The sequence below is a fragment of the Mycobacterium sp. E183 genome (assembly GCF_001667735.1).
In the GTDB taxonomy this organism is placed as follows: domain Bacteria; phylum Actinomycetota; class Actinomycetes; order Mycobacteriales; family Mycobacteriaceae; genus Mycobacterium.
The window spans coordinates 1-25,751 of the sequence record NZ_LZJN01000207.1 but is presented as its reverse complement, the minus strand read 5'-3'; the positions used below and the strand labels follow the sequence as shown (position 1 = coordinate 25,751).

Annotated in this window: 26 protein-coding genes; 13 read left to right on the top strand and 13 right to left on the bottom strand. The window is 68.6% G+C overall.

Going from position 1 to position 25,751, the window contains the following annotated elements; translation table 11 throughout:
• Window positions 1-30 precede the first annotated feature (30 nt).
• Complete coding sequence (locus A5691_RS25900) at window positions 31-549, bottom strand: phenolic acid decarboxylase (RefSeq protein WP_067758226.1); 519 nt, start codon at window positions 547-549, stop codon at window positions 31-33.
• Between the two features lie 80 nt (window positions 550-629).
• Between A5691_RS25900 and A5691_RS25895 the strand changes: the two genes are divergently transcribed.
• A complete protein-coding gene (locus A5691_RS25895; protein ID WP_231975385.1) occupies window positions 630-1,706 on the top strand; it encodes a GGDEF domain-containing protein in 1,077 nt (358 codons plus the stop codon).
• Between the two features lie 31 nt (window positions 1,707-1,737).
• On the opposite strand, the gene A5691_RS25890 is transcribed toward A5691_RS25895, so the two are convergent.
• Genes A5691_RS25890 through A5691_RS25875 form a run of 4 tightly spaced genes read right to left on the bottom strand, consistent with a single transcriptional unit; the run spans window position 1,738 to window position 6,381 of the window.
• Window positions 1,738-3,630, bottom strand: a complete 1,893-nt coding sequence (locus A5691_RS25890; protein WP_067888026.1) for a lysophospholipid acyltransferase — start codon at window positions 3,628-3,630, stop codon at window positions 1,738-1,740.
• On the bottom strand, window positions 3,627-5,444 hold the full coding sequence (gene fadD11, locus A5691_RS25885) for a fatty acid--CoA ligase FadD11 (RefSeq protein ID WP_067888029.1): 1,818 nt from the start codon (window positions 5,442-5,444) through the stop codon (window positions 3,627-3,629). Before fadD11 ends, A5691_RS25890 begins: the two co-directional genes overlap by 4 nt.
• A gap of 60 nt (window positions 5,445-5,504) precedes the next feature.
• Window positions 5,505-5,978 carry a VOC family protein gene (locus tag A5691_RS25880; RefSeq protein ID WP_067758214.1) on the bottom strand — a complete coding sequence of 158 codons (474 nt, stop codon included), beginning with the start codon at window positions 5,976-5,978 and terminating at the stop codon, window positions 5,505-5,507.
• Window positions 5,979-5,991: 13 nt separating this feature from the next.
• Complete coding sequence (locus A5691_RS25875) at window positions 5,992-6,381, bottom strand: helix-turn-helix domain-containing protein (RefSeq protein ID WP_067888032.1); 390 nt, start codon at window positions 6,379-6,381, stop codon at window positions 5,992-5,994.
• A 53-nt stretch (window positions 6,382-6,434) separates the two neighbouring features.
• Between A5691_RS25875 and A5691_RS25870 the strand changes: the two genes are divergently transcribed.
• The 5 genes from A5691_RS25870 (at window position 6,435) to A5691_RS25850 (ending at window position 9,873) form a co-directional block, all read left to right on the top strand.
• Window positions 6,435-6,881: a PPOX class F420-dependent oxidoreductase gene (locus tag A5691_RS25870; protein WP_068016259.1), complete on the top strand. Its 447-nt coding sequence runs from the start codon at window positions 6,435-6,437 to the stop codon at window positions 6,879-6,881.
• Window positions 6,878-7,807 carry an MBL fold metallo-hydrolase gene (locus A5691_RS25865; RefSeq protein WP_068016261.1) on the top strand — a complete coding sequence of 310 codons (930 nt, stop codon included), beginning with the start codon at window positions 6,878-6,880 and terminating at the stop codon, window positions 7,805-7,807. Before A5691_RS25870 ends, A5691_RS25865 begins: the two co-directional genes overlap by 4 nt.
• 144 nt (window positions 7,808-7,951) lie before the next feature.
• Window positions 7,952-8,758, top strand: a complete 807-nt coding sequence (locus A5691_RS25860; protein ID WP_068016264.1) for an SH3-like domain-containing protein — start codon at window positions 7,952-7,954, stop codon at window positions 8,756-8,758.
• A gap of 25 nt (window positions 8,759-8,783) precedes the next feature.
• Window positions 8,784-9,500: a thiocyanate hydrolase subunit gamma gene (gene scnC / locus A5691_RS25855; RefSeq protein WP_067761315.1), complete on the top strand. Its 717-nt coding sequence runs from the start codon at window positions 8,784-8,786 to the stop codon at window positions 9,498-9,500.
• Between the two features lie 10 nt (window positions 9,501-9,510).
• Window positions 9,511-9,873 carry a thiocyanate hydrolase gene (locus A5691_RS25850; protein ID WP_067761313.1) on the top strand — a complete coding sequence of 121 codons (363 nt, stop codon included), beginning with the start codon at window positions 9,511-9,513 and terminating at the stop codon, window positions 9,871-9,873.
• Between the two features lie 87 nt (window positions 9,874-9,960).
• On the opposite strand, the gene dnaE is transcribed toward A5691_RS25850, so the two are convergent.
• The 4 genes from dnaE to A5691_RS25830 form a co-directional block, all read right to left on the bottom strand.
• Complete coding sequence (gene dnaE, locus A5691_RS25845) at window positions 9,961-13,527, bottom strand: DNA polymerase III subunit alpha (protein WP_067761309.1); 3,567 nt, start codon at window positions 13,525-13,527, stop codon at window positions 9,961-9,963.
• A gap of 103 nt (window positions 13,528-13,630) precedes the next feature.
• The gene (locus A5691_RS25840; protein WP_067761308.1) at window positions 13,631-14,062 is read right to left on the bottom strand and encodes an SRPBCC family protein; all 432 of its coding nucleotides are present in this window, start codon (window positions 14,060-14,062) and stop codon (window positions 13,631-13,633) included.
• Between the two features lie 75 nt (window positions 14,063-14,137).
• A complete protein-coding gene (locus A5691_RS25835) occupies window positions 14,138-14,941 on the bottom strand; it encodes an SDR family oxidoreductase (RefSeq protein ID WP_067761305.1) in 804 nt (267 codons plus the stop codon).
• 4 nt (window positions 14,942-14,945) lie between these two features.
• Window positions 14,946-15,986, bottom strand: a complete 1,041-nt coding sequence (locus tag A5691_RS25830; RefSeq protein WP_067761302.1) for an SDR family NAD(P)-dependent oxidoreductase — start codon at window positions 15,984-15,986, stop codon at window positions 14,946-14,948.
• Between the two features lie 285 nt (window positions 15,987-16,271).
• Between A5691_RS25830 and A5691_RS25825 the strand changes: the two genes are divergently transcribed.
• Together A5691_RS25825 and A5691_RS25820 are read left to right on the top strand one after the other, a co-directional pair.
• On the top strand, window positions 16,272-16,682 hold the full coding sequence (locus A5691_RS25825; RefSeq protein ID WP_067761299.1) for a group 1 truncated hemoglobin: 411 nt from the start codon (window positions 16,272-16,274) through the stop codon (window positions 16,680-16,682).
• A 90-nt stretch (window positions 16,683-16,772) separates the two neighbouring features.
• Window positions 16,773-17,396, top strand: a complete 624-nt coding sequence (locus A5691_RS25820; RefSeq protein ID WP_067761295.1) for an MliC family protein — start codon at window positions 16,773-16,775, stop codon at window positions 17,394-17,396.
• Window positions 17,397-17,419: 23 nt separating this feature from the next.
• On the opposite strand, the gene A5691_RS25815 is transcribed toward A5691_RS25820, so the two are convergent.
• Complete coding sequence (locus A5691_RS25815; RefSeq protein WP_082950502.1) at window positions 17,420-18,490, bottom strand: NAD(P)-dependent alcohol dehydrogenase; 1,071 nt, start codon at window positions 18,488-18,490, stop codon at window positions 17,420-17,422.
• Between the two features lie 296 nt (window positions 18,491-18,786).
• Here A5691_RS25815 and A5691_RS25810 point away from each other — a divergent pair, with 296 nt between their 5' ends.
• From A5691_RS25810 to A5691_RS25800, 3 genes are all read left to right on the top strand, one after another.
• A complete protein-coding gene (locus tag A5691_RS25810) occupies window positions 18,787-19,653 on the top strand; it encodes an AraC family transcriptional regulator (RefSeq protein ID WP_197694398.1) in 867 nt (288 codons plus the stop codon).
• Window positions 19,654-19,774: 121 nt separating this feature from the next.
• A complete protein-coding gene (locus A5691_RS25805) occupies window positions 19,775-20,329 on the top strand; it encodes a VOC family protein (protein ID WP_067783558.1) in 555 nt (184 codons plus the stop codon).
• A gap of 21 nt (window positions 20,330-20,350) precedes the next feature.
• Window positions 20,351-21,112 (top strand): class I SAM-dependent methyltransferase, encoded by a 762-nt coding sequence (locus tag A5691_RS25800; protein ID WP_067761324.1) that lies wholly within the window; start codon window positions 20,351-20,353, stop codon window positions 21,110-21,112.
• A 76-nt stretch (window positions 21,113-21,188) separates the two neighbouring features.
• Here the strand turns inward: A5691_RS25800 and A5691_RS25795 are convergent, their stop codons facing one another.
• Together A5691_RS25795 and lspA are read right to left on the bottom strand one after the other, a co-directional pair.
• Window positions 21,189-22,115 (bottom strand): RluA family pseudouridine synthase, encoded by a 927-nt coding sequence (locus tag A5691_RS25795; protein WP_068016267.1) that lies wholly within the window; start codon window positions 22,113-22,115, stop codon window positions 21,189-21,191.
• Window positions 22,112-22,690: a signal peptidase II gene (lspA, locus tag A5691_RS25790; protein ID WP_082950500.1), complete on the bottom strand. Its 579-nt coding sequence runs from the start codon at window positions 22,688-22,690 to the stop codon at window positions 22,112-22,114. Before lspA ends, A5691_RS25795 begins: the two co-directional genes overlap by 4 nt.
• 89 nt (window positions 22,691-22,779) lie before the next feature.
• On the opposite strand from lspA, the gene A5691_RS25785 reads away from it, so the two are divergent.
• On the top strand, window positions 22,780-23,706 hold the full coding sequence (locus A5691_RS25785) for an asparaginase (protein WP_068016276.1): 927 nt from the start codon (window positions 22,780-22,782) through the stop codon (window positions 23,704-23,706).
• Here A5691_RS25785 and A5691_RS25780 read toward each other — a convergent pair.
• The gene (locus A5691_RS25780) at window positions 23,671-25,062 is read right to left on the bottom strand and encodes a DNA polymerase IV (protein ID WP_197505071.1); all 1,392 of its coding nucleotides are present in this window, start codon (window positions 25,060-25,062) and stop codon (window positions 23,671-23,673) included. The two genes, A5691_RS25785 and A5691_RS25780, sit on opposite strands and share 36 nt — an antisense overlap.
• 49 nt (window positions 25,063-25,111) lie before the next feature.
• On the opposite strand from A5691_RS25780, the gene A5691_RS25775 reads away from it, so the two are divergent.
• On the top strand, window positions 25,112-25,615 hold the full coding sequence (locus tag A5691_RS25775) for a hypothetical protein (RefSeq protein WP_067761280.1): 504 nt from the start codon (window positions 25,112-25,114) through the stop codon (window positions 25,613-25,615).
• Window positions 25,616-25,751 lie beyond the last annotated feature (136 nt).

Sequence of the window (25,751 nt, the reverse complement as noted above, 5' to 3'; positions counted from 1 at the left end):
CATCGCAGGGGGGTACGACAAATCTCGGCGTCAATTGGTGCGGTCGGCCCAACCCGGTGGAAGCTGGTCGGGGGCCACGTCGATCACCGATTCGTCGTCGGCACCGACACGCTCGAACAGGGTGATGTATGCGAATTCGGGCACGGTGAATATCGGGTAAGTCGGTCCCTCATCACGGTAGGCGCGCATCTGGTCGAGGTGCTCGTTCTGGAAACACACCGTGCGCTCGCCGTGCTCGCGGATCCACTGGGGGAAGAAGATCACGCCATGGATTCGCCGCTTGCCGGGCATGACGTTGACTGCCACCGACGTGCCCGTGGGCTCGGTCCAGGAGACCTTGTAGCTGTCGTCGTCGAGCTGCACCAGGTCGACGTCCTGACCCTTGACCCACCGTCCGCCGACATGGCCGGAATGGATTCGATAGTCGATGGTGCGGTCGTTCTTGACATACATCTCGTAGCGCCAGCCGTTGGCGTAGGTGTAAATGAACCGGCATCCCACGATCCCCGACAAGTCCTGCGGCGGAATGGGATTGTCGACGGTGGTCATAATCGGCTCCCGACTCCGTCGGCGCTCAGTAGCATCACGTAGTCGAAGGTACGGGTTAGGGGCGTCGCGGAATGCACTGGATGGGCGCGTGGTGGCGTCAGCCCGACCACTACGACTGGTTCTCCGACTACCTCGGCGCGCGCGGATTGCAGCCATTCATCCGCTACCTGATGGTCGGCATCATGTCCATCCTGATCGCGGCGACGTTGCTGATGCTGAACAGCCCGTCGGGTATGCAGACGCCGGTGCGGGGCGGCCTGGCGGTGGCGTTCATCGCCTGCCTGGCGGGCATGGCGCTGGTGTGGGCGCGACGGTGGCCCTCGCGCGTTGAATCACAAGTGTTTTCGGTGGTGGGCACGATCGGTATCGCCGCCGTGTGCGTGACCGAGGCCGACCCGCGCAGCGGGATGCTGAGTTGCGCGGCATTCGGCGGCCTCGCGGGCTATGTCGCGTTTTGTCACTCCGCCCGCCTGCTGGTCTTCACGCTCGGCACCGCCCTGGGTGCGGCCGCGGCGTGCGCCGTGCGTATCGCTACGTCCGGTGACGCATCGATGGCGGCGGCCAACTTTCTGTTGCTCGGCGCGGGGATCCTGGCGGTGCCGTTCTGCGGGCAGGTACTGGTGCACTGGCTTTCGGTGGATGCTCTGAAATCCTCGACCGATCCGCTCACCGGCTTGCGTAACCGCAGGGGGTTCTACCGATCGGCCGCGAAACTGGTAGCCGCCGACGGGCGCACCTCGTGCCTCAGTGTGCTGATGGCCGATCTCGACAATTTCAAGCGGATCAACGACACGCACGGCCACGCGACCGGGGATCGCATCCTGGTGTCCGTCGCCGACAACCTGCGGCGGATCGGCAACGACAGCACGGTCATCGCGCGGGTGGGCGGGGAGGAATTCCTGGTCGCCGAGATGGCCGGCACTTCCGAAGCCCTCAAGACCGCCGAAGCGATGCGGCTGGCGATCGCCGCGACACCCTGGGGTGTCACGGCCAGCCTGGGTGTCAGCAGCATCCAACTGCGGGCACCAAGCGAAAGCACCGAACGGCAGGTGATCGAGCGCCTGGTCCACGCGGCCGACCTGGCGATGTACGAGGCGAAACGCGCGGGCGGCAACCAGGTTCGCCATGCCGACATGCCGGTCCCGCCCACGCGCTGAGGCGCAATGGCACTCTCCGCAGAAAGCCCGCCTAGCGCGCCCCGGCCAGCCCCGCGATGGTGTTCACGCGCCGGACGGCCGTGGCTATCTCGTCGGCGAACTCGCGGCGCCGCTGGGCGATGTCGACGTCGGAGAACCCGTCCACCAGCTCGCGATGCCGGGCCAGCCGCAGCGCGGTCTTGAACAACTCCATCGACCTCGACTCGGCGCTGGCGATCCTGCGTTGCAGCTCCCACTGCTTGCCCACCTCGAGGCAGTCGGCGAGAAAGGCCTTCTCGTCGAACGATTCGTCGTCGAAGGCGGCCAGCCGGTCGGCGACGATGTGGTAGGCGTCCAGGAACGGCCGCAGCACCAGGTGCGCCAGCAGCAGGTCGGCCTTCTCCAGCAGACCACGCACGTCGGCCGCGTTGGCCGCCTTGCTGGTGTCCTCCACCCGCCCGATCAGACGCACCTCGTCGGCGAGCTCCTTCTCGAATTGCGCGCGCGCCGAGAACAGGAACTCGAACTTCAGCAGCTCGCGCAGCCGCAGCGCCTCGTCGCGCACCGTCGTCGGCTCCACCAAGCCGTCCACCGAACCCTCGGCGTCCTCGATGGCGGCCAGCAGTGCGGTCTCGGCGATAGCACGGTCGACCACGATGTGGATGGCCGTGTTGCGGTAGAACGCGGCCACCAGGTGCTGCTCGGCCCCGATGCCCCAGACGGGTTCGGTGCCGGCGTCATACACGCTGACGACGCCCGAGGCGACCATTTGATGCAGCGCCCAGCGGATGGTCGAGCGGTTCGTCAGGTCGGCGGCGCCGGCGACGCACCAGTTCCGCGCCCCGATGTAGCTGGCGAGCGGTCGCACGGTGGCCAGCACCTCGCTGATGGACAGCGACCGGTCCGCACCCAGCAGCGCGAGGCTAACCACCGCGGTCGGCGTGACCGGGGTGGCGCGGTTGATCCGGTGCTCGACATCGAGTGCGATGCGTTCGATCTCGGTGCCCGTCCCGGACTCCTCGGCGCGCAGCTCCTCGAGGCGCTTGCGCAGCGGCAGCGGTTCGCCGAAGTCCAGGTAGGCGCGCCCGAGCCGCTCCCCCTGCTGGCGCGCCAGCCGGATCAGGAAACGAAAGTCCTCGGGCCGCTTCGTGGCGCCGTAGGCCTCGGTGGTCATCGCCTCCACCTCGTGCAGCTGGTCGTACACGATCGAGGTGGGCACCAAATAGACTTCGGGACCGTCGATTTCGTCGACGGCGTCGCTGATGTAGCGCAGGATGCCGTAAACGGGGGGCCGCAGCTTGCCGGTTCGCGTGCGGCCGCCTTCGATGGACCAGGTGAGGTTGGCGTGGTTCTGCACCAGCTGCGCGGCGTAGGCGCGTAACACGAAGCGGTACACCGGAATGTCTTTGGTCTGGCGCCGGATGAAAATCGTGCCCGTCCGCTTGGCCCACGCGCCCATCGGAAAGAAATTCAGGTTCGCGCCACCGAAGGTGAGCGCCGGGGAAAGCCGGTTGGCCTGGATCACCTCCGGCAGCAGCAGGCCGTCGAGATAGGAGCGATGCGAAAAGGCAAACGCCAGAGTCGCTTTGCGATCCAGCTTGCGCAGCTGCGCGATCTGGTCCTCGTCGACCAGGACGTCGTAGGCGCGCATCAGCCAGCGACTGAAGCTGCGCCACGCCCGGACCGCCCGCTCGTCCAGCGACGGCGCCATCTCCCTTAGGTAGCCGGCGGCCTCGGCGCGCACGCTGGCCAGGTTGCGCCCGAGCTCGTCGGCCAGGCCGCCCAGCCGCTCGTCATACCACGGGGCCGCAAGCAGCTGGACGACCTCCGCAGGGTCCGTCGTCAGCGGTGTCGTCGCCTCCTCCACGACGCCGGTGCGCTGCAGCAACTTTCGCACGCCGACCCGACCGAACTCGCGGGCCGTAGTCCCCGGGCCCCCGCTCATGCCGGCTGCACCGTCGCCGCCGACGGCTCGTGCACGTCCGGGTGGAGTTCGGGCGCGTAGAGTTCCTCGATCTGGCTCGCGTACTTCGCCATGATCGGCTTGCGCTTGAGCTTCATGGTCAGCGTGATCTCGTCTCCCCCGGGCTCCCAGAGTGACGGCAGTATTCGGAAGCGCTTGATCTGTTCCACGCGTGACAGCTTCGCGTTGCCCTCGGCCACACCCGCGGCGATGCGGGCGACGACCTCCGGATGGGCCGCCAGCGCCGCGGGCGACGCGTCGCCCAGGCCGTGCTGCGCCGCGTAGGGGCCGACCGATTCGGCGTCGAACACCATGAGCGCGGCGTTGTAGGGCCGTCCGTCACCGATCGTGATCATCACGCCGACCATCGGGCACGCGGCCAGCACGGTGTTCTCAATGTTGGCCGGCGACATGTTCTTTCCGGCGGCGTTGATGATCAACTCCTTCTTGCGGTCGATGATCCTCAGGTAGCCCTCGTCGTCGACCTCGATGATGTCACCGGTGTGCAGCCAGCCGTCGGCGTCGACGGCCTCCGCGGTCTTGGCGGGTTCCTTGCGGTAGCCCTTCATCACCAGCGGGCCACGCACCAGGAACTCGCCGTCGTCGGCGACCTTGCCCTCCAGCCCGGGCAGCAGCTTGCCGACGGTGCCCAACCGCGCGTCGCGAGGGTGGCTGACGCTGGCGACGCAGCTCAGCTCCGACATCCCCCACACCTCGGCGATCGGGATGCCGATGCCGAGGAAGAACGCCAGGGTCTCCCTGGGGATGGGGGCCGCGCCGGACACCGCCCAGCGGAGTTCGCCGAAGCCGAGCCGCTCGCGCAGCTTCGACAGCACCAGCTCGTCGGCCTGGGCCCATTCGGCGGCCAGCTCGTCCGACATCGGCTCGCCGGCCACCAGGGCGGCGGCCCGCTTGCCGGCCACCGACATCGCCCACTGCAGCGCCTGCCGCTTGACCTCGTCGGTCTCGCTGGTGACGGCGAATTCGATTCCGGCCTTGAGCTTTTCCCACACCCGCGGCACGCCGCCCCACACCGTGGGCCGCACGTCGGGCAGCGCGGCGGCGATGGCACGGACGTCCGAGACGACGGTGACCTGGGCGCCGAAGACCTCCAGGCCGTACAGGCCCATCACCCGGTCGGCGATGTGCGCTGTCGGCAGGTACGACGTGACGCGGTCACCGAACTGGGACGGGAGGACGGCGTTGAGGGCGTACGCCTCGAAAAGCAGGTTGGCGTGCGTCATCTCGACGCCCTTGGGGTTGCCGGTGGTCCCGGAGGTGTAGATGAGCGTGACGACGTCGTCCGGCCGCACCGCCCGCCAGGTCGCCTCGAAGTCGAAGCCCTCCCGCGCGGCGGCGTAGACGTCGTCGACCGACATGGTGCCCGGTGGCGAGCCGTCGATGCAAACGATGTGCTCGATCGGTGCGCCGCTGGCGCGGATGCGGTCCACGTACTGCTCCTCGCAGATCGCGACCCGGGTTCCCGCGTTCTCGAACAGGTAGGTCAGCTGTTCGGCGGGCAGCGTGTTGTAGACGGAAAATGAAGTGGCGCCCAGGTGTTGGGCGCCGATCTCGAAGGGGTAGAACTCGATGCGGTTGGCCATCATCAGCGAGACCGTGTCGCCGGGCCCGACGCCCAAGCCCGCCAGGCCGGCGGCCACCTTGCGCACCTGCGCCGCGAGCTCGCGCCACGTCATGGTCTGGGTGTTGCCCGGGGTGCGCAGCGCGACGGCGTCCGGATCGATCGACGCGTTGCGCTGGAACGCCTCGCATAGGGTGATGGGACGCTCGGTCATGGGTGTCCTCTCAGCTGTGCCTTCGTGAGCGTACGTCCGCGATCGGAGACGCGGAATGGATCACGCCGGATCCGGGCGCCAGAGCTGCACCGTGCTCGAAATGCCGGCCGGCAACTCCAGCAGTTCGATGGGTGTGCCGTCGGGGTCGTAGATGAAGAACATCCGCACCCCGCCGATGTCGACGGGCGGCTCGGCCCGCACGCCGGGGTGCTCGCGCCGCACCGCGTCGTAGGTGGCATCCAGGTCGTCGACCCGGAACGAGACGTTGGTGTAGCCAAGGTGCGGTCCGCTCGGGCAGTCGGGGACGGCGCCCAACGACAGCAGTTCGACCATCGCGGAGCCGACCAGCCCGCCGACCATGCGGCCCCGTTGCGCGGCCCCGCCGGTCACCGAGTCCAGTCCCGCACCGTCGAGCTCGACGTCGAAGACGACGTCCATGCCCAGCACCGCGGTGTAGAACGCGCGCGACGCCTCGATGTCCGAGACGCCGATGCAGACGTGGGAGAAGTTGCGCACGGCGATGGGCTGGGTCATGGAGCTCCTTTGCTCAGGCGGGCAGCGCGGTGTGAATCCCGCACGTGCACGCGTCGATTGAGGGACACGTGCAGCGCATCCCCCATTCGATCACGGCACGGGCCCGGGCCAGCGCCTCCATCTGGGCATCGATTTCGGCCAGCTTGGATTCGGCCAGCGCCCGGCTGACGGGCCGCCCCGGCGCGTCGTCGGCGAAGAGCAGCTGGATCTCCTCCAGTGCGAAGCCGGCCGACTTGCAGAGCCGGATCACGTCGAGCCGGGCCAGCACCGAGTCGTCGTAGCGGCGCTGCCCGCCCAGCCGGCCCGGCGGGGGCACCAGCCCGATCTGTTCGTAGTAGCGCAGGGTGGTCGCCGCGACGCCGGCTTGGCGCGCCACCTCACCGATCGTGAGCCGAGCACTCATCGGGCCTCCTCGACGCTTGACTTAGAGCCAACTCTAAGTCGTTGACTGGGGGCATGCACACACATTCACTCGACGGGCTGGGCGCGGCGCGCTACGCGCTGCTCCGATCGTTTCGCCGCGACGGCACCCCGGTCGACACCCCGATCTGGTTCGGGCTGGACGGCGGCGCGCTGCTGTTCCGCACCAAGCGGGGGCCGAAGACCAACCGGCTTGCCGCCCGCGCCGACGTCGAACTCACCGCGTGCGACCATCGGGGCCGGGTTCGCCGCGGGGCGACGACGGTCGCGGGCCGCGCCACCATCCTCGCGGGGGCCGACGCCGAGCGGGCGAATCGCCTCCTGCACCGCCGCTACGGCTGGCAGTGGAACATCGTGCCGCTGATCAAGGTCCCGGGCGTCACGAACGTGCACCAAGATTTGTGCGTGCGCGAGAAGCTGCGCCGCGCGCGCGACCGCGGCGTGTGGGCCGACAGCGTCATCGTCCGGGTGGCGGTGCCATGACGCGCGACCCGGTTCGCTCCCCCACCCTGCGCCAATGCTGTGCCGCCGCAACCGGGTTGGTCTGGGGCGCCGTGCGCCCCAAGCGGCCCGACGACCGCTTCCTCCGCGGTGTCACCGACGCGGGCCTGCCCGAGCCCCGGCGCACCGTCACCGTGATCGCGCTGCCCCAGGTGCCGCGCTCGGTGCCCACCGCGGCGATCGTCGAGGGCACTTTCGCGCCCACCCGCGTCGACAACTCGATGACGTCGTTCGTCGTCACCCACCCGGACGCCACCTTCATCGTCGATCCGGCCGTGTGCCGCGACGTCGAGCGCCGCGCGATCGCCCAACTACCCGCGGTGCTTCGCGTCGCGGTCCGTCCGCCCGCCGACACGGTTCCCACGATCACGGCCCTGACCCGGCTGCCCGAGACGCCGGCGTTGGACTTCGCCCTGCCGACTCACGCGCACTGGGACCACGTGTCGGGTCTGCTGGACCTGCCGGATCTGCCGGTTCATCTGCACCGCACCGAACGGGACTGGATCGATTCGGGTCCGGTGGCGCCGGTCGGCGGCGTTCGCGATTCGCTGCGCGGCCGGCCCACCGTCGACTACGAGCTCGACGGGCCGCCGGTGCTGACCTTCACCCGGAGCCACGACCTGTTCGGTGACGGCTCCGTCCTCTTGGTCGACCTGCCCGGACACACTCCCGGCAGCGTCGGAGTGCTCGCCCACACGGCGCGCGGGTGGGTCTTGATCGCCGGCGACGCGGCCTGGCATTGGTTGCAGATTGAGAAGGTGCGCCAAAAGTCGAGTTACCCGGGTGTTTTGGTGGACGAGGACCGCGAGGAAGCCTTCCGGACCCTGCAGCGACTGCACCTGGCCCGGCACTCGGTGACGATCATCCCCACCCACGACCACGAGGCGGCGCTGGGGTTGTCCGCGTAGCCCCCCGCACAATGGGGCGCGACGGTGTGACCGGCGGCGGTCCACAGATTCCCCACACTCGGATGACCCCCGCGATGTTACGGTGGTCTTCGGGTTATGCACTCTCGCTTCTACTTTGAGGTAGCGATCGTGGCGAATTCTGTTATGGGCGACTTGGTCAGCCAACTGCGCGTCGCCCTTCACCGGTTGCAGGACTGGGCCTACCCGGACGAGATAACTCACGATCGCTTCCGCGCCTTCATGAAGACGCCCCACGACGTCGGCGGCGAGCCGGACGCTCCGGCGGTCTTCGAGGAGAAGGAGGAAGAGCAGTGGGAACTCAACACGTTTGTCACGTGTGAGGTGCTCGGCTGGCGGGGCATCTGGACATCGGAGGAGCGCAGACGGCTCGGCAACGTCGATGTCGGGAGAATGCTTTATCAGGGTTTCCCCTACTACGGCCGTTGGGTTTTGGCGATTGCCCGGTGCCTCATCGACAAACGCCACATCACCCTCGGTGAGTTGATCGAACGAGCGGCCGAAGTACGTGGGCGCGCGGCGGCCGGTGCGACGCCGCTGGAGCCGGCGTCTCACACTGTCGGCGACGCGGCCGCGGTGCCCAGGAACCGCCATCACGTCGAGGCCGTCGGCAAGGGCGATCCGCAGTGCTTCGACGGCCTCGCCGGTGACGCACGGTTCGCGGTCGGCGACCCGGTGGTGGTGCGGGATCTGCCCACCATCTTCTACACCCGCACCCAGGAATACCTGCGGGGCAAGCCGGGCACGGTCGTCCGGGTGTCGTACGAGAGCCCGGCCCCCGAGGACGAGGCGTTCGACCGCGAAGATCAGCGGCCGGAGTGGTTCTACATCGTTCGCTTCAAGATGGCCGACCTCTGGGACCCCTATGCGGGCCCGCCGAACGACACGCTGCAAGCGGAGATATCCGAGCGGTGGCTGCAGCCGGCTTCTTAGCCGATTCACCAACCAGGATGGCGAGATGACAGAGCACACCGACGCGGCCCACGAACCCGAGCGCCACGCGGCACCGATGGTCGAAGAGGTCACCGACTTCGAAGTGCTGGAAATCGCCCTGCGCGAGCTGGCAATCGAGAAGGGCTTGTTCACCGCCGAGGATCATCGGCGCTACACCGAGTTCGTCGAGCAGATGGGCCCTGCGCCGGGCGCCCGGCTCGTCGCGAAGGCGTGGGTGGACCCCGACTTCAAACGGCTGGCCCTGCAAGACGGCGTCGCCGCCAGCCGCGAGGTCGGCATCGACTGGCTCCATCCGACCGGCTTCGGCACACCCAGCGACTTCACCGCACTGCACATACTCGAGGACACCGAGACGCTGCACCACGTGATCGTGTGCACGCTGTGCTCCTGCTACCCACGCCCGCTGCTGGGGAACTCACCCGAGTGGTACCGGACGCCTAACTACCGGCGCCGCATCGTGCGATGGCCCCGCCAAGTCCTGGCCGAGTTCGGCCTGTACCTGCCGGAGGACGTCGAGATCCGGGTCGAAGACTCGAACTCCAAACACCGGTTCCTCGTCCTGCCGCTCCGGCCGGCAGGCACCGATGGGTGGAGCGAGGAGCAACTCGCCGAAATCGTGACGCGCGACTGCATGATCGGCGTCGCCCTGCCCAGGCCCGGCGTGACCTCGAATATCGACCGCCCCGTGCATCCGGCCGTCCGCCCCGCCGAGAACTACTGAGGGCCCGCCGATGTCTGCGGAGATCGACGTCACCGCCGTCCGGGTGCCGACGCTGGAGCAGGTCGCCGAACGCGATCAGGTGTGGGCACGGATGGCGGAGAAATATGGCGTGAGCAACCCGGTGCCGCCCTGGAAGTCCAGCCTCGACGGGATGTGCGAGGCGCTCGACCGGCAGGGCACAGCGCTGGAGCTCTTGATGCGCCGGACCGACGAGGATCGCCTCGGCGAGGAGGTGTACGTGGCCCTGCCGTATCCGGAGAGCCAGCTGGTCGCGCTGGCGCACTCCCTGGTTGCCCGCAACGTCATCGACGAGGCGGCGCTGGCTCAACGCATGGAAGCGGTCCGTGCGCGGCTGCAGGCCGGCGACGCCTGACGAAAGGGACGGCGAGCCCGCGAGTGTGCGGTTACTTTCACGTTCGGCCGCGAGTGTGAAACCACATTCGCACTCGGCGGCGCCCGGCTAGCCGCCCAGGCATCCCGGGCCGAGCAGCTCCTTTAGGTCGCCCATCAGCGCCGGCGAGGGCGTCACCCGCAGCGACGGGTCCAGCTCCAGGGTGGTGATCCGGTCCCCGCTGATGAGCCGCAGGTGCACCTGGGCGGTCCCGGGGTGGCGCGCCAGCACCTGCTTGAGGGCGCTGACCTTGTCGATGGTGCACTGCCGGGTCGGCAGGCTGACCGCGATCGGCCGGTTCGGCTGGGCATTGGAGAAGTCCGGCACCACAAGCTCGTTGGCGATCAGGCTGATGCGGTCGTCGCGGATGGCCACCTTGGCGTTGATCAGCACCACCGCGTCGTCGGCGATGTCGGCGCCATAGGCGGAATATGCGTGCGGGAAGAACATCACCTCGATGCCACCGGTGAGGTCTTCCAATTGCGCCGACGCCCAGGGCATTCCGTTCTTGTTGACCCGCCGGTTGACCGACGCCAGGATGCCGCCCACCCGCACCTGCGTCTCGTTGGGGACGTCGCCGTCCAGGATGGCCGGGATCTGGGTGTCCACCTGGGCGGCCAGCAGGTGCGCCACGCCATTGAGGGGATGACCCGACACGTACAGGCCCAGCATCTCGCGCTCCAGCGCCAGCTTGTGTTTGTCTTCCCATTCGTCCTCGGGCACCTTGATGGTGAACACCGACTCGGTGCACCCGTCATCGCCGCCGAACAGGTCGAATTGCCCCATCGCCTCGGCCTTTTTGGTGCCCAGCACCGAATCGACGGCATCGGTGTGCACCAGGAAGAGGCCCTTGCGGGCATGGCTCAGCGAGTCGAACGCGCCGGCCTTGATCAACGACTCCGTCACCTTCTTGTTGCAGGCCGAGACATCGATCTTGTTCAGGTAGTCCGAGAAGTCGGTGAACTTCCCCTTCTCGTTGCGGGTCTTGATCAGCGAACCGACCACGTTGGCGCCGACGTTGCGCACCGCACCCAGCCCGAACCTGATGTCCTGGCCGACCGACGCGAAGTTCACCAGGGACTCGTTGACGTCCGGCGGCAAGACGGTGATCCCGAGTTTGCGGCAGTCGGCCAGGTACACCGCGGCCTTGTCCTTGTCGTCGCCCACCGAGGTCAACAGCCCGGCCATGTATTCGGCCGGATAGTTGGCCTTCAGGTAGGCCGTCCAGTAGGACACCAGGCCGTAGCCGGCCGCGTGCGACTTGTTGAACGCGTAGCCGGCGAAGGGAAGGATCGTGTCCCACAACGCCTTCACCGCTTTTTCGGAGAACCCGTTGGCGGTCATGCCATCGTAGAAACCCTTGTACTCGGCCTCGAGCACCTCGAGCTTCTTCTTGCCCATTGCTTTGCGCAGCGCGTCGGCCTTGCCCATCGTGTAGGAGGCGACCTTCTGGGCGATGAACATGATCTGCTCTTGGTAGACGATCAGACCGTATGTCTCCGAGAGGATCTCGCGCAGCGGCTCCTCGAGCTCCGGGTGGATCGGTTTGATCGCCTGGCGGTTGTTCTTGCGGTCGGCGTAGTCGTTGTGGGCGTTCATGCCCATCGGGCCCGGGCGGTACAGCGCCAGCACCGCGACGATGTCGTTGAACTCGGTGGGTTGCATGCGCCGCAGCAGGTCGCGCATCGGGCCGCCGTCGAGCTGGAACACCCCCAGGGTGTCGCCGCGGCCCAGCAGCTCGTAGGTCGGCTTGTCGTCGAGCGGCACCGATTCCAGGTCGAGGTCGATTCCCCTGTTGGCCTTGATGTTCTCCAGCGCGTCGCCGATGATCGTCAGGTTGCGCAGGCCCAGGAAGTCCATCTTCAGCAGGCCGATGGCCTCGCACGACGGGTAGTCCCAGCCGGTGATGATGGCGCCGTCCTGCGGCCGCTTCCACAACGGAATGGCCTCGGTGAGCGGCTCGCTGCTCATGATCACCGCGCAGGCGTGCACGCCGGCGTTGCGGATCAGCCCCTCCAGGCCGCGCGCGGTCTGGTAGATGGTGCGCACGTCGGGATCGGTTTCGATCAGGCCGCGCACCTCGGCGGCCTCCTTGTACCGCTCGTGGTTCGGATCGGTGATGCCCGACAGCGGGATGTCCTTGGCCATGATCGGCGGCGGCAACGCCTTGGTGATCCGGTCGGCGATGGCGAAGCCGGGTTGGCCGTAGTGGATTCGAGCCGAATCCTTCAGCGCCGCTTTGGTCTTGATGGTGCCGAAGGTGATGACCTGGGCCACCCGGTCCTGGCCCCACTTGTCGGCGGCGTAGCGCACCATCTCACCGCGCCGGCGGTCGTCGAAGTCGATGTCGATGTCGGGCGCCGACGGCCGCTCGGGGTTGAGGAACCGCTCGAACAGCAGGCCGTGCGGGATCGGGTCGATGTTGGTGATGCCCAGCGCGTAGGCCACCAGCGAACCGGCCGCCGAACCGCGGCCCGGCCCCACCCGGATGTCGACCGAGCGGGCGTAGTTGATCAGGTCGGCGACGATGAGGAAGTACGACGGAAAGCCCTTGTCGCAGATGACCTTGATCTCGTATTCGGCCCGGTCGATGTAGTCCTGGCCGACACCGGACGGGAAACGCCGCCGCAGCCCGGCCATCACCTCGTGGTGCAGCCAGGACGCCTGGTCGTGTCCCTCGGGCACCGGGAAGATCGGCATCCGGTCGCGCGGCGCCCACACGTCGTCGTAGGGCTGCACGCGCTCGGCGATCAGCAGCGTCGAGTCGCACGCGCCCGGCACCGTCGCGTCCCATATCTGGCGCATCTCGGTGGCCGACTTCAGGTAGTAGCCGTCGCCGTCGAACTTGAACCGGTTGGGGTCCGACAGCGTCTTGCCGGTCTGCACGCACAGCAGCGCCTCGTGGTTGTGCGAGTGGTCGCGGGTGACGTAGTGGCAGTCGTTGGTGGCCAACGGCGGGATGCCGAGCTTGCGGCCGATCTCGAGCAGGCCGTCGCGGACCCGCTGCTCGATGGACAGGCCGTGGTCCATCAGCTCGAGGAAATAGTTGTCGGCGCCGAAGATCTCCCGCCACTTGGCGGCCGACTCCAGCGCCTCGCGGTCATGCCCGAGCCGAAGGCGGGTCTGCACCTCGCCCGACGGGCACCCGGTGGTGGCGATGATTCCCTCGGCGTGTTCGGCGATGAGCTCGGCGTCCATCCGCGACCACTTGCCGAGCTGGCCCTCGAAGGAGGCCAGCGAGGACAGCTTGAACAGGTTGCGCAGGCCGGTGGCGTTCTCGGCCACCATCGTCAGGTGCGTGTAGGACCCGCTGCCCGACACGTCGTCGGACTTCTGCCCGGGGTCACCCCACGTGATCCGGCGGGTGTCGAAACGCGAGCCAGGCGCGATGTAGGCCTCGACCCCGATGATCGGCTTGATCCCCGCCTTGGCCGCGGCGTTGTAGAACTCGCTGGCGCCGAACATGTTTCCGTGGTCGGTCATCCCGACCGCGGGCATTCCCAGCCGCTCCACCTCGGCCAGCATCGGCGTGATCTTCGCGGCCCCGTCCAGCATCGAGTACTCGGTGTGGTTATGCAGGTGCACGAACGACGACTCGCGACGAACGCTTGCGTGAGGAGGAATCGAACCTGTCATAGGGACGCCAGTCTATGACTGAGCACCGACGGGTTTCGGGCGTGTCGCGAAGTGTGTCTGCTATTGATTCGCGGCGACCCGCCGCGTGCAGACACCCGGCGCTCTAGCCGTACAGCTCGACGAAGTTTTTCAAAGACTTCTGCACGTCGCCCTTGACCGCCCGCGCGGCCGCCGAACCGACCGGGCCGAACAACGCCCGCCCGCCCAACTCGAGGCGCAGGCCCAGCGTCGATCCCTCGTCGGCGGCCCGCACGGTGAGCGTCACGGCGTACTTGGCGCCGCCCTTGCCCGAACCCGAGAGCGCCACCTCATGGGGCGGATCCCACGTCGTCACCGTCCATGTCACCCGGTTGCGGAAACCCTTGGCCCGGGCCACGCCCACCACCTGGACGCCCTCTCCGAGTTCCTCGGGCAGATCACTGCGCCACCCTTCGTGCATCACCAGCCAGTCGCCCAGGTCCGACAGGTCGGAGACGTGATCCCACATTTCCTGCGGGCTCATCGGCATGTCGGCGGTCAGGTCAACGGCGGCCATGAGCGGAGCCTAGCGCGGCCGCTTCGTCGATCGCCCGGCGCAAGTGACCACGGTGACCGGGCGACCGACGCAGGCTCAGCGGTTTGGTCCGCCGCGAAAGCGGTTGCCGATCCGGATCCCGGGCAGCAGCAGGCTGCGCGGGGCGAACCGGCCGCCGGTGCTGACGACCTTGGGCACGACGCCGGGCACCACGGTGCGCCGGCCGGACAGCATGCCGCCGATCGCCGCCTCGGCGACGTCGCGGGGCGAGACCTGCGCGATGGGGATGCTGAACCGCTCGGCGTTGGCGATCTCCGCCCATTCGGTCGGCACCGGCCCGGGGCACAGGCACGTGACCGACACCCCGGTCCCGTGCAACTCCTCGTGCACCGCCTCGGAGAACGTCTGCACGAACGCCTTGGTCGCCGAATAGACCGCCATGTAGGGCACCGGCTGGAAGCCGGCGATCGACGCGATGTTCATCACCGCCCCGGCCCCGCGCTCGACCATGCCGGGCAGGGCCGCGTGGGTGAGCTCCATCAGCGCCAGCGAGTTGAGGGTCACCTCCTCGCTTTCCCGCTCGAGCGGCAGCTCGTGGAAGACCCCGCTGGTGCCGAACCCGGCGCTGTTGCACAGCCCGGCGATGGGCTCGGCGCGCAGCCGATCGGCCAGCTTGGCGCGGCCCTTGGGATCGCCGAGGTCCAGCGGCAGCACCTCGACCGCCACCGAGTATTCCTGGCCCACCTCGTTGGCGAGTTCGTCGAGACGCTCGCGGCGCCGCGCCACCAGCAGCAGCGGGAAGCCCCGGCGGGCCAGCCCGCGAGCCAGTTCGGCGCCGATGCCGGACGAGGCGCCGGTGATGACGACAGTGGTCTGAATGTCGGGTTTCGGAAGGCTCATGATGTCACCAATGTATCCCGCGAGTCGCCCGCACAAACGTCTCGCTGCGTTTGTCGAATTGCGGTGAGTCGCTTGATGATTCGTCCCCCTTGGCGGCATGGGAGTCGCCGAACATGGCGAACGCGCGGTTGCGCACCCGGTCCATCACCGCCGGGTTCACCGCGTCGGCGACGGCGGCGAATTGACCGAACGGCGAGCTGGCCCGGCGCGGCCGGTGCACAATCGCGTCCGCGATCACCCCGGCCGCCTGATCCGGCGTCAGCGCCGGGAACTTGTCGTACAGGGTGGTCGGGCTGATCATCGGGGTGCGCACCAGGGCCATGTGCACGGTGGTGAACTTCACGCCGTCGTTGACGGTCTCGGCCTGCAGGGAGTCGCACAGGCTGTCCAGCGCGGCCTTGCTGGCGATGTAGGCGCCGAAGCGCGGCGCGCGGGTCTGCACCCCGACCGAGGAGACGTTGATGATGTGCCCGAAGCCGCGCTCCCGCATCCCCGGGATGAACTTGAGGATGAGCTGGACCGCGCCCAGATAGTTCAGCTGCATGGTCCGCTGATAGTCGTGGATCCGGTCGTAGGACAGCTCCAGCGAGCGCCGGATGGACCGCCCCGCGTTGTTGATCAGGATGTCGACGCTGCCCAGGTCGCTGAGCACCTGGTCGGCCATCGCGGCGATCGCGTCCATGTCGGTCAGGTCGCACGGGTAGACGTGGGCGCTGCCGCCGTTGCCTTCGATTTCAGCGGCGACCTTCTCCAGGTTCTCCCGGGTGCGCGCGACGAGCACCACCTCACCGCCCGCTTCCGCAATCCGCTTCGCGGCGGCCTCCCCGATGCCCGACGATCCCCCGGTGATCAGGACGGTCTTGCCACTGACCGCCTCGTCGAGCGTGCGTCCCTGCACCGCGTCGAGCAGATTCCTCAGATAGAACGGCCGGTAGCGGCCCGCGGAGTTGGGGGTGTTGACGATGTGGGACACCGCCGCGATCGGCTTCTCCACCAGATTCGCGAGCGGCTTTTCGACCATGTTGGTGATGTCGCCGAGATTCATTGGCTTTCGCTCCTGATGATGTCGGCCCCCCGACCGCAACTGGCCTGCCCGTTGACCACGACCGCCTTGCGGGGCTGTGTGAATGTTGTGACGCGAGTCATAAAGCCAACCTAGGACATCAGCGCCCCCACTCGATGCAGATTTCCGGCATGTAAAGCGCGCCGCACATCTCACGCCGCGGCGGGCGGGGCCGTCATGGGTGAGCAATCCGGTTGTTACGCAAGGACATCCGAGCGTGATTGCGAACTAACTGGTGGGCAACGCCGAAATGTTCCAATCGGACTTATGAAAATTCTGGCACGCTTCCACAAGCCACAGCCGGGCACCATCTACGACCGGATCGGCGGCCACGAGGCAATCGAAGTCGTGGTCGAGGACTTCTACGTTCGTGTGCTCGCCGACGACCAACTCGCGGGCTTTTTCACCGGGACCAACATGAACCGGCTCAAGGGCAAGCAGGTCGAGTTCTTCGCCGCCGCGCTCGGGGGCCCCGAGCCCTATACCGGCGCGCCGATGAAGCAGGTCCACCAGGGGCGCGGGATCACCATGTACCACTTCAACCTGGTGGCCGGGCACCTGTCGGACGCACTGGCCGCGGCCGGGGTGCCGTCCGAAACGGTCACCGCGATCATCGGCGCGATCGCGCCGCTGGCCCCCGAGATCGCGACGGGCGAGGCCAACACGGCCACGGTCTGACCGTCCCCGCCGGGATCGCCGCGGCGGTTGCGGTCGCGCATTTCGGCGTGTCGCGCCGACGGTGCGCCCGGCAGGCGGTAGTCAGCACGTATGCGACTGCTCGCCGTCATCGTTGCGGCCCTGGTGCTGAGCGCCTGCGGCGCGAAGACGACCCCGGCGCCGGCCACCACCACGTCGGCGACCACCACTGCCCCGCCGACCGCGGCGCCGCTCGACTGCGCCACCCCGGCGAACGCGGCCCAGCGGCAGGTGTGCACCGATCCGCACCTCAGCGATCTCGACCATCGGGTCCAGGCCGCCTACCAGGAGGCGCTCGGCCGGCCCGGCGCGGACCAAGCCGCGCTGGCCAGCGCGCAGAACAACTGGGCGAGCGGGCGGGACGGCTGTGCACAAAACCCCGAGATGCGCACGTGCCTGACCGAGGCGTATCAGACGCGGCTGGTCCAGTTGGCCATCGCCGACCCCGGCACCTTGAGCCCGCCCGTCGTCAGCTACCAGTGCCCCGCGGACACCGGACCGTTGACCGCGCAGTTCTACAACGAGTTCGACCCGCCCGCGGCGGTGCTCGACTGGAAGGGCAACCAGCAGATCCTGTTCCAAGAGCCGTCCGGCAGCGGCGCCAGGTACGGCCGGCAGGGCTCGGAATACTGGGAGCACCAGGGCGAGGTCAAGCTCGACCTCAACGGCACCAAATTCGTCTGCCGCGCGCCGTGATTCGGCGCGCCGCCGGCCAGCGGTCAGTCGAAGACGACCACGGCCCGGCCGACGATGTCGCCCCGGCCCAGGGCTTCCAGGTTGTCGTTGATGTCGTCGAGCCTGACCGGGACCACGTGGTGCTTGATCAGGCCTTGGCTGGCAAGCGCGAGCACCTCCCGAAGGTCGTTGTAATTGCCCCAGAACGAGCCGAAGTACGACTTCTCTCCGCTGACGAACGGAAACAACGGGAGCTCCACCCGCTGGCCCATGAGGCCCACCTGCGATAGCGCACCCTCCGTCTCGAGAATCGCGGCCGCCAATCCCAGGGACTCCGTGGATCCGGCGCAGTCCAGCACCGCGTCGACGGTGCGTCGGCCGGTCAGGTCCTCGAGCTCGTTCTGCACGTCCTCGACGGATTTGTCCCGGACGTTCACGGTGTGATGCGCGCCGTGTTCGGTTGCGACCTTGAGTTTTTCATCGCTCCGGGCGAATCCGAGCACGGTCGCGCCGCCACCGAGTAGCCGGGCGTATTGCACCGCGTAGCTGCCCAGACCGCCGATGCCGTTGATGACGACCGTACGGCCGGCGCCGAGTTTGCCCGCGTCGCGCAACTTCTTCATGCCGCGGTACGGAGTGAGGCCCGCATCGGTCAGCGGGGCCAGGTACCGGGGGTCGGCATCCGGTTGATCGGCGACCGAGATCACGTGGTCGTACGGGGCGACCATGTACTCGGCGAAGCCCCCGTTGGGTCCGAACCCGACGAGTTGCCCGTCGGCGCACAGTTGCTGGTTGCCTTCGTGGCACTGCCGGCACGTGCCGTCCCCCCAGTTCGGGTCCACCACGACAAGGTCTCCCTCGCCGATGCCGGCGGAATCCGGCACGTCGGCGCCCACCTCGGTGATGGTGCCCGCCACTTCGTGCCCCGGGATGAACGGGAAGTCCACCGGGAGACCGTCGCGGAAGTAGCCATCCAACAGCTGATAGTCGCTGCGGCACATGCCCGTCGCGGCGACCTTGATCAGGACCTGGCTTCGCCCGACATCGGGAACCGGCACTTCGTCGATCTCCAGCGGCTGGTTGTATCCGTGCATGCGTGCTGCCCGCATCGCCATGATGTCTCCTCGATATCCGCAAGTAACCGGCGATTGCGCCGGGAATAGGTCCGCCCGAAGGATGATCAATAGCCAACCGGATGGTCGGCGGCCGCGGTACAAGATTCCTGCCCGATGTTTGCCGGTTTCGATCCCGCGCGGTGACACTCACCCAGCGAGGGCCCTCGTATTCGGCTACCTTTTTCTTTGCGGAGCGGTTCCGGCCCCCGCGGTGTGCTGACGCCAAGGGGGGTGTTGACCTGACCGCCGCCGAAAACATCGAACATCACCTCAGTTCCGGTGATCTCGTCGCCGAATTGACTGCGCGCGCACCGCATCCCGGCGCGAACGTCGGGCTGTGGCCCGGTCTGACCATCTACCGATTCACCGAGCCCACCGAACCCGAGTGGCAGGAGATCCGGGGACTGTCGATCGGACTCGTCGCGCAGGGCCGCAAGGCCGTCATCGAGATGGGCCGGCGTCACGTCTACGACCAGTTCAGCTACCTGGTGATCAACGGCGATGTGCACTTCCAGAGCGAGGTGCTCGAGGCATCGCCGCGCAAGCCCTGCCTATGCATGGTGCTGGAGGTGGATCCGTCTACCGTTCGCGAGATCACCGAGAAGATGCCGGGCGGGCGGGGCGCCGAGGCGGCGTCGGTACCGGAGCTCACCGAATCGTGCGTCGTCTCCGCGCTCGACGACGAAGTCATGAGCTCGGTCCTGCGGTTCGTGCGGTCGCTCTCGACCGAGGTCGACCGGCGAGTGCTGGCGCCCTTGTATCTGCGCGAGTTGGTGTATCGGGTCCTGCAGCGCGAACAGTTTGCGCGGATGCTGCACTTCGCCACCCAGCAAGCGGCCGGTAATCCCATCGGCGCGGCACTGACCTACATCAATGAGCATTGGGCCGAGCCGATCACGGTCGCGACCCTGGCCGCGGAGGTGGGCCTGAGCTCATCCGCATTCACCAGAACGTTCCGCGAGGTGACGGGATCGTCGCCGTATCAGTACGTCAAAGACGTCCGGCTGAACCGAGCGCGCGAACTGGTTCTGGATCGAAGATGGGCCGTGACCGAGATCGCCCACCGGGTCGGCTACGTCAACGTGTCCCATTTCATCAGCGAGTTCCGAACCCGGTTCGGCGCCACGCCGCGCGGTTACGCCAGCCGCCAGTCCGCCCGCTGAGGGCCGCCGATACAAGAAAGCGACCGGATCAGTAACGGCTTCGAGGACCAGCGCCCATTCGGGGCTCACTTCGTGATGCAGTGAGAGCGCAATTGCCAACTCGTCACCAAGGGGGACACCGATGGCCGAACCGATCGCGAAAGTGCAGCCACGAACGATCACTCATGTCGGTGTGACCGTCACCGATGCGGAGGCGGCCATCGACTGGTACCAACGCGTCCTCGGCTTCCAACTCCTGCACGAGCCGCAGGAGTACACCGCGGGCGAGGGTTACTTCGGCGAGCTGGTCGCGGACATGCTGGGCCCCCACGTGGTATCCGGCAGGATCGCCATGATGGACGCGGGCAATGGTGTCGGCCTGGAGTTGTTTGAGTTCTCCGAACCCAAACCCGAGCAGCGGGCAGCTGACGAGAACACACAGTTCTACTTGCACAAGACCGGTACGTTCCACTTCTGCGTCATCGACCCCGACGTCGAAGGCCTTGCGCGGCGCATCGCGGAGAGCGGCGGCAGACAACGCAGCGCGGTGTGGGAGTTCGCGCCCGGCATCGGATTCTATGTGTGCTACTGCGAAGACCCCTTCGGCAACATCGTCGAAATCTATTCGCACGGCACATCTCAGATTTGGAGCACCCTTGCGCAGGTGAACGGCAAGGCCGGTAATCACCAGCCCTGAGCGCTGCCTAGCATGCTCGACATGGTCCGCACATTCGACGACCTCGTGGCCGAGGCCGATGCCGCCCCCGTCGACGGCTGGGACTTCTCCTGGCTGGACGGGCGCGCCACCGAGGAACGCCCCTCGTGGGGGTATCAGCGTCAGATGAGCCGGCGGCTGGCGAGCGTGTCGGCCGCGTGCGACATCGACACCGGCGGTGGCGAGGTGCTCGCGGGCGCGGAGCGGTTTCCGCCCGCGATGGCCGCGACGGAATCGTGGCCGCCCAACGCGGCGCTGGCCACCCGACGCCTGCATCCCCGCGGCGTGGTGGTGGTGTTGACCGGCCACGAGCCGGGGCTGCCGTTCGCCGACGCGGCCTTCGACCTGGTGACCAGCCGCCATCCCATCGAGGTGCGATGGGCCGAGATCGCGCGGGTGCTGCGGCCGGGCGGCACCTACTTCGCCCAGCAGATCGGGCCCGCGACGATGGCCGAACTGGTCGAGTACTTCATCGGGCCGCAACCGGAAAAATGGGCCGAACTACACCCCGACGTCCAGCGCGCCGAGGCCGAAGCCGCCGGGATGGAGGTCGTCGACATCCGGATGGAGCGGATGCGGGCCGAGTTCTTCGACGTCGGCGCCGTTATCTACTTCCTGCGCAAGGTGATTTGGACGGTGCCGGACTTCACGGTCGACGCCTACCGGGATCGGCTGCGCGAACTGCACGAGCGCATCGAGGCCGACGGGCCGTTCGTCGCGTACTCCACGCGGCTGCTCGTCGAGGCGCGCAAGCCGGCCGAGTGATCGCAAGCGCGGCGAAGCCGGGCGCTGGGGGCACCCCCAGCGAAGCTTGGGGGACGGGTCGCGACCATCAGAATGATCAGCCCTCGGCGCGCAGCACGTCCAGCGCGTGCTGCAGATCGGCCGGGTAGGGGCTGACGATCTCCATCCGCCTGCCGTCGGCCGGGTGGGCGAACGACAGCGACCGGGCGTGCAGCCATTGCCGTTGGAGCCCAAGCCTTTTCGCGAGCTTAGGATCCGCCCCGTAGACCAGGTCACCGCAGCACGGGTGATGCAGCGCGGAGAAATGCACCCGAATCTGGTGCGTGCGGCCGGTTTCCAGGTGCACGTCGAGCAGGCTGGCGGCGACGAAGGCCTCGATGGTGTCGTAGTGGGTGAGACTGTGCCGGCCGTTCGTCGTGACCGCGAACTTCCACTCGCCGCCGCGGTGCCGCCCGATCGGAGCGTCGATCGTGCCGCTCGACGGGTCCGGATGGCCCTGCACCAGCGCGTGATAACGCTTGTCGACAGTGCGCTGTTTGAACGCGCGCTTCAGCACGGTGTAGGCGCGCTCGGAGAGCGCCACCACCATCACCCCGGAGGTGCCGACGTCGAGGCGATGCACGATGCCCTGCCGCTCGGGCACGCCGGACGTGGTGATCCGGTAACCGGCCGCGGCCAGTCCGCCGAGCACCGTCGGTCCGGTCCAGCCCACCGACGCGTGCGCGGCCACCGCGGCGGGCTTGTCGACCGCGACGATGTCGTCGTCGGAATACAGAATCGTCATGCCCTCGATTTCGACCGGCGTGTTCTCCACCGGCGGCGGCGCTTCGGGCAACCGGACCTCAAGCCACGCGCCGCCGGTCAGCCGGTCGGATTTGCCCGCCTGCACGCCGTCGAGTTCCACCCCGCCGTCTTCGGCCAGCGCCGCGGCGGCGCTGCGGGACAGGCCCAGCAGCCGCGCGAGGCCCGCGTCCACGCGCATGCCCGCCAGCCCCTCGGGGACGGGCATGGAACGGTGCGTCATCGGCGCTGGTCGGCCTTCCGCCTGCCGACCGTGTCGAAGTCGTAGCCGAAGACCGACAGCACCACCAGGAGGATGGCGCCGCCCACCACCGAGGGGTCGGCGACGTTGAACACCGGCCACCACCCGACCGACAGGAAATCCACGACGTGGCCGCGCAGCGGCCCGGGCGCCCGGAAGAAGCGATCGACCAGGTTGCCCATGGCGCCGCCGAGGATCATGCCCAGCCCGACCGCCCACCAGGGCGACACCAGCCGCCGGCCCATCCAGAAGATGCCGGCCACCACGCCGGTCGCGATCAGCGTCAGCACCCAGGTGTAGCCGGTCGCCATCGAGAACGCGGCACCGGAGTTGCGGACCAGCGTCCAGGTGACCGTGTCGCCGATGATGGGCACCGGCTGACCGGGCGGCAGCAGCTTGACGGCCAGCACCTTGGTGACGATGTCCAGGGCCAAGACGATCGCCGCCACCGACAGCAGCAGGCGCAGCCGCCTCGGCGGCCGCTGCGGCTCGGCGGCCGCGCCGTCGCCGGCCTGCTCGGTTGAGGTCACTGGCTCAGTCGATGGTTCCTCGGGCACTCTCACATCATCCCCCAATGCCCACGCGATCCCCCAATGCCGACGCGGGCTGGCCGATGTTCGCGGTTGGCGTGCGCGATGATTTCACCATGGGCCGGCTCACCGTGATCGCCACCGGAGGCACGATATCGACCGGCACCGGCGCGGACGGCGTGCACCGGCCCGCTTATGGCGCGGCCGACCTGGCCGCCGGCCTCGACGTCGACGTCGTCGACGTGCTGGCGCTGGACAGCTCGCAGCTGGTGCCCGCGGATTGGGACCGGATCCGCCGCGCCGTGCGCGCGGCGATCGACGGCGGCGCCGACGGTGTGGTGGTCACCCACGGCACCGACACCATGGAGGAGAGCGCGCTGTGGCTCGAGCTCACCCACGCGGGCGACGTTCCGGTGGTACTGACCGGCGCGATGCGCAGCGCCGACGCCCCCGACGCCGACGGCCCGGCCAACCTGCGTGCGGCCCTCGCCGTGGCGGGCAGCCCCGGCGCGCGGGGTCTGGGCGTGCTGGTGTGTTTCGCCGGCCGGGTCTTGCAGCCGCTGGGGCTGACCAAGGTGGCGACCAACGACCTGACCGGATTCGCCGGTGAGCTGATCGGCACGGTGAACGGCGGTCTCACGCTGGCCGTCACCAAGACACGGCCTCAGCTCGGGGATCTCAGCGCGGCGGACGCGCCGCGCGTCGACATCGTCGCCGCCTACCTGGGCAGCGACGGGGTGGCCCTCGACGCCTGCGTGGCGGCCGGGGCCAAGGGCGTGGTGCTCGAGGCGCTGGGTTCGGGCAACGCCGGCGACGCGGTGGTCGACGCGGTGACCCGGCACTGCCGCGCCGGCGTCGCCGTCGCGGTGTCCACCCGCGTCCCCGGCGGGAGCGTCGGTGCCGCCTATGGGCCCGGGCACCAGATGGCGGCCGCCGGCGCGGTGATGGTGCCCCGCCTACGACCGCCGCAGGCGCGGGTGCTGATGATGGCCGCGCTGGCCGCGCGGCTACCGGTCGGCGACGTCATCGCCCGCTGGGGCTGACGGGGCGTTCGCGTCCAGGGCCTGCAGCACGCCCAGGTAGTCCGGCCAGTCCAGGGAATCGACGGGGTTGGCTTTGGTCAGCTCGGCGGTGTCGGCGGGGAACGTGCGGGCCGGGCCGGGGCCGGAGCTGCGGGTCTCGAACCGCGCGGTGACCACGCCGTGGCCCGCGCCCTGCACCCAGCCGTGCCCGAGCTCGGGATGCGTGACGTCGTCGCCGACCCGCCAGCCCTCCCCGGGCGCCGCGGCGAACATCGCCTCCGCCGCGGTCGCCACCGTCTCCGCGGGGTGGTCCTCCCCCGCCAGGTCCAGATCCGGGAACAGCGACTCCTGCCGCACGTCGCTCAACCCCGAAAACCCCACGCCCAGAAGGCGAATCGGGCCGATCTCGCGAGGGTCGAGCAGCAGCCGCCGGGCCACGGCGACCAGCGCGCCGGCCTCCGTCGTCGCGTACGGCAGCGTGGCCGACCGGGTCAGCGTGCTCATGTCGGACTTCTTCAGCTTCACGGTGACGGTGCGGGCGCCGCGCCCGTCGCGCAGCAGGCGCTGATGCGCGTGCTCGGCGATCGGGTCAATCGCCTCGCGCAGCTGCTCCAGGGTGGTCAGGTCGACGGCGAAGGTGGATTCGGAGCTGATCTGCTTGGCCTCGGCGCGCTCGGCGACCGGGCGGTCGTCGATGCCGCGGGCCAGGCGGTGCAGCGCCGGGCCGATCGTCGCGCCCAGGATATTGGCGGCCTCGGCGTCGGTCAGCGCGGCCAGCTGGCCGATGGTCTCGATGCCGAGCCGGTTGAGCTTCTCCTCGGCGACCGGACCGATGCCCCACAGCCGCCGCACCGGCAGACCCCCGAGCAGCGACCGTTCCTCGGCGCGCGAGACGACCCGAATTCCGTCGGGTTTCGCCAGCCCGGACGCGATCTTGGCGATCTGCTTCCCCGAGCCGGCGCCGACCGACGCGATCAGGCCCGTCTCCTCGCGGACCCGTCGCCGCAGGCCTTCGCAGAACGCCTCGACATCCTCGGCGGACGCGCCCGCGAGGTCGGGCGGCTCGCCGAAGCCCTCGTCGAACGACAGCTGCTCGACGACGGGCACCACGCTGCGCACGGTGTCGAAGACCCGCCGGCTGGCCACCCCGTACACCACCCCGCGCGGCGGCAGCACCACCGCGGTCACGCCGATCAGCCGGCGGGCCTGGTGCATCGGCATGGCAGAGCGCGCGCCGTACACGCGGGCTTCGTAGCTGGCCCCGGCCACCACGCCCCGCCCGCCCAGGCCGCCGACCAGCACCGGCCGGCCCCGCAGCGTCGGCCGCGTCAGTTGTTCGACGGAGGCGAAGAAGGCATCCATGTCCAGGTGCAGCACCCAACGGGACTCCACACTTCGGAATGCTATTGGTCTAGCGTCGTTGGGTATGGAGCCTCACGGCACCGACGCACCGAGGTCCCGGTGGGAGCGCCTGCGCCACCAATGGAACCAGCGGCTGCAACCCGGCGAGCAGGCCACGGTGCTGGCCTGGACGTCGTTCACGCTCACGTTCGCCGGGCTGCGGGCGCTCACGCACTGGATCCGCGCCGGCCATGGCCCCTCGGGTGGTGGTATGTCCATGGGCGGCAGGCATTTTCACCACTACAACATCGGCATCGGGATGCTGGCCACGGTCGGCGCTGTGGGCCTACGCGGAACCGACAAGCAACGGCGGCATCCCGCGGCGGCCGTCGCGTACGGCGCCGCGAACGCCATGATCGTCGACGAGCTCGCCCTGCTCTTGGACCTCAAGGACGTCTACTGGGCAAGCGATGGCCGCGAGAGCGTCGACGTCGCGGTCGGCCTCATTGCCACCGGCGCGACCGTCGTGGCGGGCATGCCCTTCTGGCCACACGCCCACCGGGCGCTGCGCTCGCGAACGGCCCGATAGCGCACCGCTCGCTCAGGGATGCTGCAGCGGCTCCGGGTGAACCGGCTGCGGGTGAACCGGCTGTTGCGGGACCGGTGGGTGGCAGGCGTAACACTGGATCGGCCCGTGGCCGCTGGGCGCGGGCTGACCGCCGCCC